Genomic DNA, 14,664 nt, shown 5'->3' with positions numbered 1-14,664 from the left:
ATCGTGCGTTGAGGCGATTTTATGCGTGCTGCGTGCTGCGTGCTTCGAACGCCGGAGGTGCACGCGTCAGCGCTCGCCTTTGCAGGCGAGCGCAATAGCAGGTGCCATCACTGGGAAGCGATCGACCCCTTTGGCCGATTACCGCCGAATCGCCTGCGTATGCGTCTTCAACGCATCGCTCAAGCCTTGCACCTTGTCCGCGCCTTCCGGGACGGTGATGCTGGAGCCGGTCAGATCTTCGCCGATGGGTTGCACGCGGCCGCCCAGGCATTGGCCCAGGAAACCCTCGGTCACCGCGTTGAAGGCCTTGCTGTTTTCCGGGCGCCGGAAGCCGTGGCCTTCGTCCGGGAACAGCACGTAGGTCACCGGAATGTTCTTGGCCTTCATCGCGTTGACGATCTGGTCGCTCTCGGCCTGTTTGACGCGCGGGTCGTTGGCGCCCTGGCCGATCAGCAGCGGCTTGCTGATCTTGTCGACATGCGTGAGCGGTGAGCGATCGGTCAGCCATTGCTTGCCGGCAGCGGTGGCCGGGTCGCCCATGCGCTTGGTCGCCTGCTTGTAGAAGCTGGCCCAGTACGGCGGGATGGTGGCGAGCAAGGTGTTGAGGTTGGCCGGGCCGACGATGTCCACGCCGCACTTGAACGCGTCCGGGGTGAAGGTCATGCCGGCTAGCGTGGCGTAGCCGCCGTAGCTGCCGCCCATGATGGCGACCTCATTGGGGGTGGTCACGCCCTGTTTGACTGCCCACTGCACCGCGTCGAGCAAGTCGTCGTGCATCTTGCCGCCCCACTCGCCGTTGCCGGCATTGGTGAACGCCTTGCCGAAGCCGGTGGAGCCGCGGAAATTGACCGCCAGCACCGCATAGCCGCGATTGGCCAACCATTGCTCGTACGGCCCGTAGCCGTAGCTATCGCGCGCCCACGGGCCGCCATGCACGAACAGCACCAGCGGCACCGGTTTATCCGCCTTGCCGTCGTGGTTGGCGTCGGCCTCGGCGGGCAGGGTGAGATAGCTGACCAGCTTGAGGCCGTCGCGCGAGGTCAGTTCCTGTGGCCACATCGGCACCAGCGGTTTGCCATCCAGCGCAGGTCGGGCGGAGAACAGCTTGGTCAGCTTGCCGCCATCGGCGCGATCGTAGCGGTAGTAGGTCAGCGGTGTTTCCGCTGCCGAATACGCCACGATCCAGGTGCGGTCATCGAGCGTGCGTGATGCGATGCTGGCATCGCCTGCGCCAAGTGATTTGAGTTTCTGCAGATCGGCGGCGATGCCGGTATCCAAGGCCTTCCACTCTTCGCGCAGGTAGTCGGTGGACACCGCCTGCACCACGCCGGTCCTGGGGTCGTTCAAGGTGGTGCCGACATCGGCGCGCGGGTTTTCGAACAGCAGCGTGCGTGCATTGCTGGCGGTGTCGATGGCATACAGCGCCGAGGTGTCGCGGTTGCGCGAATCCTGCATGTACAGCGTCTTGCCGTCGTCGGTGAGCCCCTCGGGCGCGGTGTTGGTGACATCTTCGAACGGGATGCGGTCCACGCGCTTCCATGCCTTGCCGTCGGGCACCAGCAGTTCTCTGCCGGCATCGTCGGTGGCGCGGGTGGCGTAGCGCAGTCGGTAGTCGCCGTCGAGCAGATAGCTTTCCAGACTGTCGGTGTTCTTCTGCACCAGCGTGCGCTTGCCCGAGGCCAGGTCGACCCGGTACAGATCGTGCCACTTGGCGTCGCGGTCGTTCATGCCCACCATGATCGATTCGGGATGCTGCGCGCTGACGCGGTACATCTCGGCCGTGGTCTTCTTGAACGGCGTGAGGTCCTTGCTGCTGCCATCGGTCAGATTGACCGAGAACAGATGGAAGTCTTCATCGCCGCCGTCATCGCGCAGATACAGCAGCGTATTGGGTTGATACGTCCAGAAATAATTGCGGATGCCGCGGGCGGTGTCCTTGGTGATTGCATGCGCCTGATCCGGCGCATCCACCGGCGCGACCCAGACATTGAGCACGCCCTCCAGCGGTGCCACCCAGCTGAGGTATTTGCCGTCCGGGCTGATGGTCACGTTGGCGCGCTCGGGATTGCCGAACAGCGCATCGCGGGTGATCAGTTCCGGGGGTGCTGCCGGCGCTGTCGCGGTTGCTGCGGGCGGTGCGGCCTGATCGGTCGTGGACGCGGTTTTGTCGCTGCAGGCAGCCAGCGCCAGCACGATGCTGGAAACAAGAAGCAGGCGTTGCATGAAAGCCTCCGGTGAGAATCGCAGCCACGCCGGCCGCTTTCCCCAACGCTAGGCGCAATGCCCGCGCATACGAGCGTGCCGTTGGTCACCCTTTGGTGCGGCGCTACGCAGACGCGGACACAAATTCCACTAGCGCAACACCATCGGCGACCAGATCGCCTTCTGCGACCAGATACGCCTGCACGGTGCCATCGCCGGGGGCGTGCAGGGTGTGTTCCATCTTCATTGCTTCGAGCACCACCAGGGCTTGCCCGCGCGTGACCGGCTGGCCGACCGCGGCAACCAGCGACACGATGCGGCCCGGCATCGGTGCGGTCAGGCCGCCGGTTTCATGCGCGGGTTGATCTGCCTCGACCAATGCGTCGTGGTGGCGGAAGACCGCACGGTCTTCAGCGCCGATCAGGGTCAGCGTGCTGCCGTCGCGCAGCACCTGTGCGCGCCATTGCCGTCCATCCATTTCCACGCGTAGCGCGGTGTCCTGCGTTTGGTAGCGCAGGGCGTGCGTGTTGCCCAGGTCAGTAACCTGCCAAGCATCGGCCAGCCGCCGCACGCCTAGCTGGCGCCGCTCGCCTGCGGCCTCCAGCGTGATGGCGTGCGCTGCATGCGCCCCGATACGCCATCCATCGGTGTTTCCCCATGGCGAGAACGGGTCGGCCGGATCGGGCGTGGCGTCGGGCACCGCCTCGGCCATCAGTACGGCAGCCAGGCACCACCACGCACTGTCTGGCGCATGCGCTTGCGGAAACAGGGCCGCATGCTCGCGTTCGATCAAGGCGGTGTCCAGATCGGCCGAGGCAAACGCCTTGGTGCCGATCAGGCGCGACAGAAATGCACTATTGGTCGTGACACCGACTGCATGGCACTGCGCAAGCGCCTGACGCATGCGTGCAAGCGCAGCGGGGCGATCGACATCCCACACGATCAGCTTGGCAATCATCGGGTCGTAATACGGACTGATGGTGTCGCCTTGCTCCACGCCCGCATCGATGCGCACATGCGCACTGGGTGCAGGCAGCTGCAGCTGCCGCAGCGTGCCGGTCGAGGGCAGAAAGCCGCGCTCGGCATCCTCGGCATACAGGCGCGCTTCCAGCGCATGCCCGTGGATGCGCAGTTCGTGCTGACGCTGCGGCAGCGGCTCGCCGGCGGCCACACGCAGCTGCCACTCGACCAGATCGGTACCGGTGATCAACTCGGTCACCGGGTGCTCGACCTGCAGCCGGGTGTTCATTTCCATGAAATAGAAATCGCCATCCGGGCCGGCAATGAACTCCACCGTACCCGCACCGACATAGCCCACGGCGCGCGCAGCGTCCACGGCGGCCTTGCCCATCGCTGCGCGGCGTTGTTCGCTCATGCCGGGGGCGGGCGCTTCTTCCAGCACCTTTTGATGGCGGCGCTGCACCGAGCAGTCGCGTTCGAACAGATACACCACCTCGCCCTGCGTATCGCCGAACACCTGGATCTCGATATGGCGCGGGCGTTCGACATACTTTTCCACCAGCACCTGTGCATTGCCGAATGCCGACTGGGCCTCGCGCTGGCAGCTGGCCAAGGCCTCTTCGAAGACAGCGCTGGCATCCACGCGGCGCATGCCCTTGCCACCGCCGCCAGCACTGGCCTTGATCAAGACGGGGTAGCCGATCGCATCGGCCTGCGCGCGCAGGAAAGCCGGCGCCTGTTCGTCGCCGTGGTAGCCCGGCGTCAGCGGCACACCGGCGCGTTGCATCAGCGCCTTGGCCGCACTCTTGTCGCCCATCGCGCGAATCGCGGCTGCAGGTGGGCCGATAAACGCGATGCCAGCCTGCGCACAGGCATCGGCAAACGCCGCATTTTCCGATAGAAAGCCATAACCCGGATGGATCGCCTGCGCGCCGCTTGCGCGTGCGGCATCAAGAATGACCTCGCCGCGCAAATAACTCTGCTGCGCCGGTGCCGGACCGATATGGATCGCTTCATCGGCCAGGCGTACATGCCGCGCATCGCGATCGGCATCCGAATACACCGCCACCGTCGCGATGCCGAGCTTGCGACAGGTGTCGATGACCCGGCACGCGATCTCGCCGCGATTGGCGATCAGGATCTTGTCGAAGTACGGCTGTGTTGCTGTGGCGTTGGATTCGCGCTGGGTCATGACGAAGTTCTCTGCACGTCGCCATGGCGGCGGGGACTGCGATGAAAAAACGATTTGTTCACCGCCTCACATCCGGAACACGCCGAAGCGTGTCGTTTCGATCGGCGCATTCAACGCAGCCGACAATCCCAGCCCAAGCACACGACGTGTATCGGCCGGATCGATGATGCCGTCGTCCCACAACCGCGCACTGGCGTAATACGGATGCCCCTGCTGCTCGAACTGTGCCCGGATCGGCGCCTTGAACGCCTCTTCTTCCTCGCCCGACCAGGCCCCACCCTTGGCCTCGATGCCGTCGCGGCGCACCGTTGCCAACACGCTGGCGGCCTGTTCGCCGCCCATCACACCGATGCGTGCATTCGGCCACATCCACAGGAAGTTTGGCGAGTACGCCCGGCCGCACATGCCGTAATTGCCGGCACCGAACGAGCCGCCGATCACCACGGTGAACTTGGGCACCTTGGCGCAGGCCACCGCCATCACCAGCTTGGCACCGTCCTTGGCAATGCCGCCGTGCTCGTATTTGCGCCCGACCATAAAGCCGGTGATGTTCTGCAAAAACACCAGCGGAATGCCGCGCTGCGTGCACAGCTCGATGAAGTGCGCGCCCTTGAGCGCGGACTCGGAAAACAGGATGCCGTTGTTGGCGATGATGCCGACCGGGTAGCCGTGCAGATGCGCAAAGCCGGTGACCAGGGTACTGCCATAGCGTGGCTTGAATTCGTCCAGCTGCGAGTCGTCGACGATGCGCGCGATCACTTCGCGCACATCGAAGGGCTTGCGTGTATCGGCAGGAATCACGCCATACAGTTCGTCGGCGGCATGCCGCGGCGGCAGTGGTGCACGCAGTGCCAATGTTGCTGCCGGCTTGCGCCAATTGAGTTGCGCGATGATGGCGCGCACGCGCGCCAAGGCCTGCAGATCGTTGTCGGCAAAGTGATCGGCCACACCGGAGATGCGCGTGTGCACATCCGCACCGCCGAGTTCTTCGGCACTGACTTCTTCGCCGGTGGCCGCCTTGACCAGCGGTGGGCCGCCGAGAAAGATCGTGCCTTGCTCGCGCACGATCACCGTCTCATCGCTCATCGCCGGCACGTAGGCACCGCCGGCGGTGCACGACCCCATCACGCAGGCGATCTGCGGGATGCCGTTGGCCGAGAGGTTGGCCTGGTTGTAGAAGATGCGCCCGAAATGATCGCGGTCGGGAAACACTTCATCCTGCAGCGGCAGAAACGCACCGCCGGAGTCGACCAGATAGATGCACGGCAAGCGGTTCTGCTGCGCGATTTCCTGCGCGCGCAGATGCTTCTTCACCGTCATCGGGTAATAGGTGCCGCCCTTGACGGTGGCATCGTTGGCCACGATCACGCATTCCACCCCGGACACGCGCCCGATGCCGGCCACCACGCCGGCGCAGGGCACCTGATCGTCGTACATGCCGTGTGCGGCCAGCGGCGCGATTTCCAGCAAGGCGCTGCCCGGATCCAGCAAAGCATCGATGCGATCGCGCACCAGCAATTTGCCGCGGGCGGTGTGCTTGGCGCGCGCGGCCTCGCTGCCGCCCAATGCGGTCTGCGCCAGCGTGCTGCGCAGATCCTCGATCACTGCACGCAGTGCGGCAGCGTTGTGTTGGAAGCTCTCGCTACTGACCTGCAGCTGGCTGGTGATCACGCTCATGATGGCTCCGTCAGGCGGTGCGTTCGAACAACTCGCGGCCGATCAACATGCGTCGGATCTCCGATGTACCTGCACCGATTTCGTATAGCTTGGCATCGCGCCACAGGCGCCCGGTGGGATAGTCGTTGATGTAGCCGTTACCACCCAATACCTGGATCGCCTGGCCGGTGAGCCAGGTCGCCTTTTCGGCGGCGTAGAGAATCGCGCCGGCCGCGTCCTGGCGTGTGGTCTGCCCGGCATCGCAGGCGCGCGCCACTGCATATACGTACGCGCGGCAGGCGTTGAGCCCGACGTACATGTCGGCCAACTTGGCCTGCATCAACTGGAAGGTGCCGATCGGCTCGCCGAACTGCTTGCGCTCGTGCACGTACGGCAGCACCACATCCATCGCGGCGGCCATCAATCCCAGCGGGCCACCGGCCAACACCACACGTTCGAAATCCAATCCGGACATCAGTACGCGCACACCACCGTTGAGCGTGCCCAGCACGTTCTCGGCCGGCACTTCGCAATCGGTGAACACCAATTCGCAGGTGTTGGAGCCGCGCATGCCGAGCTTGTCGAGCTTCTGCGCAGTCGAAAAGCCGGGCATGCCCTTTTCGACGATGAAGGCGGTGATGCCGCGTGCGCCGGCGCCCGGATCGGTCTTGGCGTACACCACCAGCACATCGGCGTCCGGGCCGTTGGTGATCCACATCTTGTTGCCGTTGAGCACAAAGCGGTCGCCGCGCGCGTCGGCACGCAGCTTCATCGACACCACGTCCGAGCCGGAGCCGGCCTCGCTCATCGCCAGCGCGCCGACATGCTCGCCGGTGCACAGCTTGGGCAGGTAGCGTTGCTTCTGCTCGGGCGTGGCGTTCTTGCGCAGCTGGTTGAGGCACAGGTTGGAATGCGCGCCGTAGGACAGCCCGATCGCGCCGCCGGCCCGCGAGATTTCTTCCATCGCCACCACATGCGCCAGATAGCCCATGCCGCTGCCGCCGTAGTCTTCTTCCACGGTCAACCCGAGCAGGCCCTGCTCGCCGAACAGGCGCCACAGCTGCGCGGGGAAAACATTGTCCTGATCGGCAGCGGCCGCGAGCGGGGCAATATGGTGGCTGGCAAAGGCCGCTACGCTTTCGCGCAGCAGATCGATTTCTTCGCCAAGCGCGAAGTTCAAGGACGGCACGTGCATGGAGCGACTCCGCAAGGATCGGGGTGTGCCGGGTGGGAGCGGGCAGGCCGCACGGCGTTTGTGCGCAGCCTAGCGGTCCGCAGTGAAAAAGTGAACTAAAATTCAACTATTGAACCCAGAATCACACCATGGCTTATCGACGCTCCGCCCTGATGGAAGAACGCCTGGCCGGCAACCGCGAACGCATCCTGCACGCGGCCCGCGCCCTGATCGCCGAAGGCGGCTACCGCAATGCACCTGTGACCGCCGTCGCCGCCGCAGCCGGCGTCTCGACCGGGCAGATTTACCGACATTTCCCTTCGAAAGCCGAGCTTTTCGTGGAAGTTCTCAACGAAGCCGTGCAGCGCGAGATGATCATCCTGCACACCATCGCCACCACCCAGGCCAGTGCCGCCGAGCGCCTGCGTAACGCCATTGCCACCTTCGTGCGGCGTGCGCTGGCCGGCCCTGCGTTGGCCTACGCGTTCATCGCCGAGCCAGTGGAAAGCGAAGTGGATGCCGAGCGCATCCGCGGCCGGCGCCTGTTTGGCGAGGTGTTCCGCCAGTTGCTCGCCGAAGGCGTGGCGGCCGGCGAATTCCCGCAGCAATCGCTGGACGCAGCGGCGGCCTGCATCGTCGGCGCCTTCACCGAGGCCTTGGTGGGCCCGGTTGCCCCCAGCCGCGGCGACCCGCAACAGGGCGAGCAACTGGTCGAGGCGATCTGCGGCTTCTGCTTGCGCGCGGTGGGTGCGCGGCAGTCGGCCAGCTGACAGTGCACTGACCACGGACAGGCTGTGCTTCATTGATGCGCCTAACTGTGCATATACTGTGCAAACCCCTTGCTGGAGTCGTGCGATGGTCGCCGTCCTCAATCCCCTGGCCCTGACCGAACGCCTGCGCGTGCCGGATCGCACCATCCTGTCGCCGTCGGCCATGGCCGGCCTGCTGGATCTATCGCAACAGGAACTGGCCGAACTGGCCGGCGTGCATCGCAACAGCCTGCGCGTGCACCCGGAAAGCCCGCGCGTGCAGGACCTGCTGCGCAACCTGTCGCGCTTGCTGGTGGCGATGGCGCAAGTCCAACCGGACGAACGCCAGGTGGTGTTCCACCTCAAGAACACGCCGATCCCCGCGTTCGAATTCGCCACCTTGCTGGAGGTGGTCAAACAGGGCCGCACCGACGATGCATTGACCTACCTGCGCACCGTTGAAGCCGGGGCTGCCGGTTGAAGCTGAGCGCCCCGGCGCACTGCACGTTGTATCGCGCCTTCACCCCGCGCTGGGCCGCCGAACCGCTGAGCGGCGCCGGTGCCGCGCGCTCGGGCGGGCGCTTCAATCGTTTCGGTCAACCCGCCTTGTATCTCTCGCAGCAACTGGAAACCGCTGCCGCCGAATACGCGCAGGCCGCGCCGTTTCTACCGCCGTTTACGTTGGTCAGTTACGCCGCCGATCTGCCCGCGTTGGCCGATTTGCGCCTGCTCGATGCAAGCTGGGATCCGCTCTGGGTCGATTGGACCGAGGACTGGCGCAAGGCGATGGTCAACAAGATCGAACCGGTGAGCTGGGTACTCGGCGACATGCTGCGCGAGGCAGGGATTCCGGGCGTGATCTTTCCCAGCATGGCGTTGCCGGAGGGCATCAACGTGGTGCTGTTCCTGGACATGCTGCAGCCTGAGCAAGTGCTGCGCGTGCTCGACGATGGCCGCCTGCCGCGCGATGGGCGGAGTTGGGGCGATCCGTCGGTTGTGGTGTAACGCGCGCGCGAGACATGACGCCACGCTCGAATTTTCAACCAACCAACAGCTGCACCACACCGGCCAGCACCGGCGCGGCCACTGCCGTCGGCAGAATCAATCCACGCCGATACGGCAGCAACCACAGCGACAGCAACGCCGCAGCACCGGTCAAGGTACCAATCCACAACACCGAACCGATGCCCCAGCCCTGCGCGTGTACCGCCAGGCCAAAGGTGAGCAGCAACAGCAGCCAACCCAGCGCACGCAATTGCCGCGAGCGCGCAGCGCCCAGCATGCGGCCACGCACTTCCTGCTGATGCTTGTCCATCGCCAGGCATAACGCAGCGAATCCCGAAAAATTCAGTGCCAGCAAGAGCAATACACTCATGCGCTTTCCTGCATCGGCACGCTGTTCTGCGCAGGCGCAGTGGCGCGCGCGCGTCGCGCAGATGCCGATTGCGGGGCCTTCCAATGCTGCAAACGCCAACCTGCGATCCCCAGACACACGCCAAGGAACAGGCACACCAGATCGACACCGGCCAGCGCCCATTGCCCGACCGGCAACGTCACGCCCAGATGCACATCGGTGGTGATCGCGTTGAGCAGCGGCACCAGCGCGAACAACGCCGCGCCCAGATACAGCTGCCAACTCCACATCGCGCGCCGTGGCCAGACGAAGGCGGCCAGCAATGCGGCGGCCCATGCAGCGAAAAACAGATTGGCTTCCATCGCCGCGCGTGCGTCCAGCGTCACCGGTAGCAATCGGTTGGCCCAGAAGAAACTGGCAAAGGCGATCGGCAAACCGGCGACCGTGCCGATGTTGAGCGCATCCACCAGACGCAGCCCGAAGCCGATGCGTCCGGCCTTCAGGTGTTTGGGGCGTTCTTTCACCGCCCACATCACCACACCGCTGGCCACCATCAAACAACCGAGCAAACCGGAGCCGAAGAACAGTGCGCGCATCCATGGCCCGGCAAAGTGGGCGATATGCAGGCCCACCATCGTGCCGCGCGTCTGGCTGGCGCCACCCGGCGCGCCGCTACGCTGCAGGCGCTGGCCGCTGATCGCATCGAACAGAATGGACGGCGCATCGGTGGAGAGACTGCCGGCCACCTGAGTCACGCCGACCGCGGCATGCGCATCGTTGGGAAGCGACACCGCCACGTTGCCGATCTCGCCACCGCGCCAGTCGCTGCGCGCACGCGCCACGAACTGTTCCAGCGGCAGCATGTGCGCCGGTGTGCCCGATGCCTTCCGCGTATCGGCAACCCGGTTGGCGGATTCTTCGTAGAAACGCATTTCGTTGTCGGGGTACTGCGCCTTGATGCCCCACGGCAAGTACATGAACATCAATGTCACGATGCCGGTGTAGGTGATCATCGCGTGGTACGGCAACGCGGTCACCGCACTGACGTTGTGGAAATCCAGCCACGAGCGCAGGCCCTTGCCCGGGCGAAAGGTAAAGAAATCCTTGAAGATCTTCTTGTGCGTGATCACCCCGCTGATGATCGCCACCAGCATGAACATCGCGCAGAAACCCACGATATAGCGCGACCACAGCACCGGCAGATAATGCAGATCGAAATGCAGCCGGTAGAAGAAGTCGCCGCCCAGGGTGTCGCGTGCGGCGATCTCCTTGCCGGTGGCCGGGTCGATGATGGCATTGCCATACATCTCGCGGCGACTGGCGGGTTTGCCATCGGCCGGCGCAGGATTTTGCCAGTACATGCTCACCACCGGATTGCGCGTGTCCGGCAAGGTGATGTTCCAGCTCTGCGCATCGGCCGCATGCGCTTGCAGATACTGTTCGGCGCTGCGCAGCGCGGTCGCGTTGCTCACCGTGGTGGTGGGCAGTTCCGGGCGCATCCAGCGGCTGATTTCGTCGCGGTAATAACTCGCCGTGCCGCCCATGAAGATCAGCAGCAACACCCAGCCGACCAGCAGGCCGGTCCAGGTGTGCAGCCACGCCATCGACTGGCGGAATCCCTGCTTCATGCCACGCCCCGTTGCAGCCATGCGGCCAGCGCGAACATCAGCGCCGCCGGCACAGCGATACCTGCCCACGCCCGCCACACGCTGGCGGTGGCAAAGGCCCACAGCGGGGCACACGCGCACACCACGATGCCGACCAGCATGCTGGTCAGCACCGCTTCGCTGGGCGGCATCGGCAGTACCAGCGCCAGCAACAGATTGGTGGCGCTGGCCAATGCATAGCCGCCAAAGATCGCGGCCAGCGTGCGCGCAAGCACGCCCAGCCAGGGGCGCCTGAACCAGGGAAGCGACAGGGGCGGTGCGGTAGACATCAGCTGTGCTGCATGTGCGGCCGATTTACTCGGCCAGGAAGGTCAACGTGCTGATGTGGTGGATCATCGCCACCTGCTTGCCGGCGATCTCGCGCTTCACCGGCTCCTTGTTGGTGGCGACCAGGATGTGGCGGCCGGCGCGCAGCTTGGGCAAGGTCACCTGGCCCTTGGCATCGGAGGTCAGCGTCTTCTGCCACTTCTGCGGGTCGATCACTGTCACCTCGACCTTGGGCAGCGGCTTGTTGCGATAGAGCACGGTCAGCGTGTTGCTGTTGGCGGCAGTGGGCACCAGTTCGAAATCGAGCTTGGCCGCGGGTGTGGCGCGGCCGGCGCGGGCGTAATAGCTCACCGTCTCGAAACCGCCGGCTTCGCCCTTCCACGGCTCGAATACGCTGTCGTCGCTCAACCAGGCATCGCCGGTGCCGGACAGCGGCGCGCTGAGAAACTCGCTGCCGCGCTGCAACGCGCCGGCCTTGCCGGCCGTGCCGAACACGGTCGGCTTGACCACGCGCTTGATCTCGTCTTCGCCGTGGTCGAGGGTGTCCTGCGCCGGCTCGCCGAAGTAGATCCGCACCGGGCCGCTGCCGTCGCGCTCGATCCAGATTTCATGGGCCTGGGCAGACAGACTGATGCTGGCCAAGGCCAGGCAGGACAGCAGAAAGGACTTCATCGCGGCGACTCCTCGTAAGCGGGACCGGGCGAGGCGAGAACCGCGTCACCGTGGGTTGATGGGAATGATACGCAATTCCACGAAACGAGACCAACGCGCCATCCGGGACCTGCGGGGTTCGACCAGCGCCTGGTCATCACGCGGGCAAGCGGGTTCGGTCCCGGAGGCGAGGAATGCCAGGCGACCAGTTATGCGGCATCGCGGCAATTTGTCAGCGGCACGCGAGGGGTGGCTACACACAAGACGTACAGCCCGCCAAGCTGTAGGACGCATCGCGGCGATAACTGTCATGCACAGTGGCCAGACTGGCGCGAACTGTGCTCTATACTCCGGCGCTAGCAGAGGTCTTCGACCAACAGCCAGGGGTGAGCGCGTGCGGAATTACGACCTCGAGTTCCTGAAAAAATTCTCGATGGTGATCGGACTACTGGTAGTGATCACCCTGGGCCTGATCGCCCTGGCAGCCTATTTGCAACGCGCCATTCCTGACGAAGTCTCGCCCACTGCGGCCAAACGCGTGCAGCAACGCATCGCCCCGGCCGGCGCGGTGTATGCCGGCACCACCGGCGCGTCCGCACAAGCGGCGGCTCAGGCAGCAGCACTGGCCAAGGCCTCCTCGCAGTCCGCCTATGGCGGCAGCACCGACGGCAAGACCATCTTCGACAATCTGTGCACCGCCTGCCATACCACCGGCGTAGGCAAGGCGCCGACGCTGGATCATTCGCATTGGGACGCGCGCATCGCCCAGGGCAAGGACACCTTGTACAAGCACGCGATCGAGGGCTACACCGGCCCGGACGGCGGCATCATGCCGGCCAAAGGCGGCAACCCGGCGCTGACCGAAGAACAGGTCCGTGCCACGGTCGATTGGATGCTGGGCAATCTGAAGTAGGCGCCTGAAACAAGCGCCTCCACGCACCAGCTGGTCGCAGTTCGCAGCGGTTTGTTAGCCTGTTGCAACGCTCAGCCGCTCATGCGCCGCCTTCCGGGCGGCGCTTGCATTTTGGTCTACGTCTTTCTGGAGTGTGTCGATGTCGCGTTGCTCGCTTGTTGTGCTCGGTGTGATCGGTCTGCTGGCTCCGCTGCTGGGCAGTGCCGCCGATGGCGCGCCGCAACGCCTGTCGATTGCCGATGTGCAGGGAGAAGACACGCGTAGCCCCTACGACGGCCGCGTGGTGGAGGTCGAGGGTATCGTCACTGCCGATACCCGCATCGGCCTTGCCGGCCTGTTCGTGCAGCAGCCCGGGTTTGAGCCGCGGCGCTCGCACGGCTTGTTCGTCACCGGCACCGGCGATGCCGAGGTGGCAGCGGGTGATCGCCTGCGCATCATCGGTACGGTGCGCGAGGTGTCGGCAGGCGGCGAGGCGAGCCTGACCACGGTGGATGCCCGCAGCATCGAGCGGCTCGCCAGCGGCCAGCCGGTACCGGTGCGTATGCTCAGCGGGCCGCCGGCCAACTGGGAAGCGCTCGAGGGCGAGCATGTACGTATCGCTGCGTTGACGCTCAACGGCAGCGATCGCCTGGAGACCTACGGCGAGCTGGTCGCCGCCTTCGGTGGGCGCTTGTGGCAGCCGAGCGAAGTGGCCGCAACCGGCACTGCGGCTTTCACGCAGGTTGAAGCGGAGAGCGCACGTCGCCGGGTGCTGCTGGACGATGCACGCAATGGCCGCAGCCCCAAGACGGTGGCCTATCTGCCGGCAGATGCGGTGTTGCGCGCCGGCAGCCTGCTCAAGTCGGTGGATGGCATCGTCGACCAGCGCTACGACGGCAACTACCGCATCCAGGTGCTGAATCCGCTGACGCTGCCGGCGATGCCGACCGCGGTAGCGCCGCAGGTCGGCGGCGATCTGCGCATTGCCTCGTTCAACCTGGAGAACTTCTTCAACGGCAATGGCCGCGGCGGTGGGTTTCCGACCAAGCGCGGTGCACGCACGCATGAGCAGTTCCAGGCGCAGCTGTCCAAGCTGGTGTCCACCATCGTGCCGTTGCGCGCCGACGTAGCCGCGTTGATGGAGCTGGAAAACGACGGCAACGGCGCCGATGCCGCAGTGGCGGAACTGGTGGCTGCGCTCAATGCCGCCGGCAAGGACAAGGACTGGCAGTTCGTCGACACCGGCAGCGGCCCGGGCGATGACGCGATCCGGGTTGGCATCGTCTATCGCAGCACCCAGGTCACCCCGGTCGGCAAGCCGGCCACGTTGACCGGCGGGCCGTTCGACAGCCACAGCCGTGTGCCGTTGGCGCAGGCGTTTCGCAGCACCCGCGGCGCCACTTTCGTGGTGGTTGCCAACCACTTCAAGTCCAAGGGGTGCGGCACCGCCAGCGGCGCCGATGCCGACCAGCGCGACGGCCAGGCTTGCTGGAACGCCACCCGCACCGAATCGGCCAAACGCCTGCACCAATGGCTGCAGACCGACCCCACCGGCGCCCAGACCAAACTTGCCGTGCTGCTGGGCGACTTCAACGCCTACGCCATGGAGAGCCCGATGCGCAGCCTGCGCGCCAGCGGCTGGCAGGATGCTTTCGCAGTGGCCGGAGTGAAGCAGCCTTACAGCTACGTCTACGATGGCATGAGCGGGCGGCTGGACCACGCCTTGCTCAGCCCGGCGATGGCCAAGCAACTGCGCGGCGCGGTGGAATGGCATATCAACGCCGATGTCATGGACGATGCCGGCTACGCCAAGCGCAACCTGGCCGGTCCGTGGCGCAGTTCCGACCACGACCCGGTGCTGCTGGGCTTTTCGCTGTAGCGCAAGCTGGCGTTCGAATCC

At 65.2% G+C, this 14,664-nt stretch carries 13 protein-coding genes; 5 read left to right on the top strand and 8 right to left on the bottom strand.

The genetic code is table 11. The features are described from left to right. Positions 1–138: 138 nt before the first annotated feature. From AC1KVG_RS06475 to AC1KVG_RS06460, 4 genes are all read right to left on the bottom strand, one after another. Complete coding sequence (locus tag AC1KVG_RS06475) at positions 139–2,223, bottom strand: S9 family peptidase (RefSeq protein ID WP_481093838.1); 2,085 nt, start codon at positions 2,221–2,223, stop codon at positions 139–141. 103 nt (positions 2,224–2,326) lie between these two features. Then, positions 2,327–4,354 carry an acetyl/propionyl/methylcrotonyl-CoA carboxylase subunit alpha gene (locus AC1KVG_RS06470; protein WP_481093837.1) on the bottom strand — a complete coding sequence of 676 codons (2,028 nt, stop codon included), beginning with the start codon at positions 4,352–4,354 and terminating at the stop codon, positions 2,327–2,329. Positions 4,355–4,420: 66 nt separating this feature from the next. Continuing rightward, complete coding sequence (locus AC1KVG_RS06465; protein ID WP_481093836.1) at positions 4,421–6,031, bottom strand: carboxyl transferase domain-containing protein; 1,611 nt, start codon at positions 6,029–6,031, stop codon at positions 4,421–4,423. A gap of 10 nt (positions 6,032–6,041) precedes the next feature. Next, a complete protein-coding gene (locus AC1KVG_RS06460) occupies positions 6,042–7,205 on the bottom strand; it encodes an isovaleryl-CoA dehydrogenase (RefSeq protein WP_481093835.1) in 1,164 nt (387 codons plus the stop codon). 128 nt (positions 7,206–7,333) lie between these two features. On the opposite strand from AC1KVG_RS06460, the gene AC1KVG_RS06455 reads away from it, so the two are divergent. The 3 genes from AC1KVG_RS06455 (at position 7,334) to AC1KVG_RS06445 (ending at position 8,938) form a co-directional block, all read left to right on the top strand. Next, entirely contained in the window at positions 7,334–7,954 is a 621-nt protein-coding gene (locus AC1KVG_RS06455) for a TetR/AcrR family transcriptional regulator (RefSeq protein ID WP_481093834.1), read from the top strand. 85 nt (positions 7,955–8,039) lie between these two features. Then, positions 8,040–8,414, top strand: a complete 375-nt coding sequence (locus AC1KVG_RS06450; RefSeq protein ID WP_006450089.1) for a hypothetical protein — start codon at positions 8,040–8,042, stop codon at positions 8,412–8,414. Then, positions 8,411–8,938 (top strand): RES family NAD+ phosphorylase, encoded by a 528-nt coding sequence (locus AC1KVG_RS06445; protein ID WP_481093833.1) that lies wholly within the window; start codon positions 8,411–8,413, stop codon positions 8,936–8,938. Before AC1KVG_RS06450 ends, AC1KVG_RS06445 begins: the two co-directional genes overlap by 4 nt. A 34-nt stretch (positions 8,939–8,972) precedes the next feature. Here the strand turns inward: AC1KVG_RS06445 and AC1KVG_RS06440 are convergent, their stop codons facing one another. The 4 genes from AC1KVG_RS06440 to AC1KVG_RS06425 are packed head-to-tail and all read right to left on the bottom strand — an operon-like array spanning position 8,973 to position 11,893. After that, positions 8,973–9,308, bottom strand: a complete 336-nt coding sequence (locus AC1KVG_RS06440; protein ID WP_043888837.1) for a DUF3325 domain-containing protein — start codon at positions 9,306–9,308, stop codon at positions 8,973–8,975. Then, on the bottom strand, positions 9,305–10,915 hold the full coding sequence (locus tag AC1KVG_RS06435; protein WP_481093832.1) for a PepSY-associated TM helix domain-containing protein: 1,611 nt from the start codon (positions 10,913–10,915) through the stop codon (positions 9,305–9,307). Before AC1KVG_RS06435 ends, AC1KVG_RS06440 begins: the two co-directional genes overlap by 4 nt. Further along, positions 10,912–11,223, bottom strand: a complete 312-nt coding sequence (locus AC1KVG_RS06430; protein WP_006450085.1) for a DUF3649 domain-containing protein — start codon at positions 11,221–11,223, stop codon at positions 10,912–10,914. The genes AC1KVG_RS06435 and AC1KVG_RS06430 overlap by 4 nt, the downstream gene beginning before the upstream one ends. A gap of 25 nt (positions 11,224–11,248) precedes the next feature. Then, positions 11,249–11,893, bottom strand: a complete 645-nt coding sequence (locus AC1KVG_RS06425; protein ID WP_176340048.1) for a DUF4198 domain-containing protein — start codon at positions 11,891–11,893, stop codon at positions 11,249–11,251. A 373-nt stretch (positions 11,894–12,266) separates the two neighbouring features. On the opposite strand from AC1KVG_RS06425, the gene AC1KVG_RS06420 reads away from it, so the two are divergent. Both AC1KVG_RS06420 and AC1KVG_RS06415 read left to right on the top strand, forming a co-directional pair. Continuing rightward, positions 12,267–12,785, top strand: a complete 519-nt coding sequence (locus AC1KVG_RS06420) for a c-type cytochrome (protein ID WP_074058609.1) — start codon at positions 12,267–12,269, stop codon at positions 12,783–12,785. Between the two features lie 139 nt (positions 12,786–12,924). Further along, positions 12,925–14,643 (top strand): ExeM/NucH family extracellular endonuclease, encoded by a 1,719-nt coding sequence (locus tag AC1KVG_RS06415; protein WP_481093831.1) that lies wholly within the window; start codon positions 12,925–12,927, stop codon positions 14,641–14,643. Positions 14,644–14,664: the final 21 nt, after the last annotated feature.

The sequence above is a fragment of the Xanthomonas sp. NCPPB 3959 genome (assembly GCF_056675575.1).
Note: the sequence above shows the minus strand (reverse complement) of the source record. Positions and strands in the feature narration are given on the sequence as shown.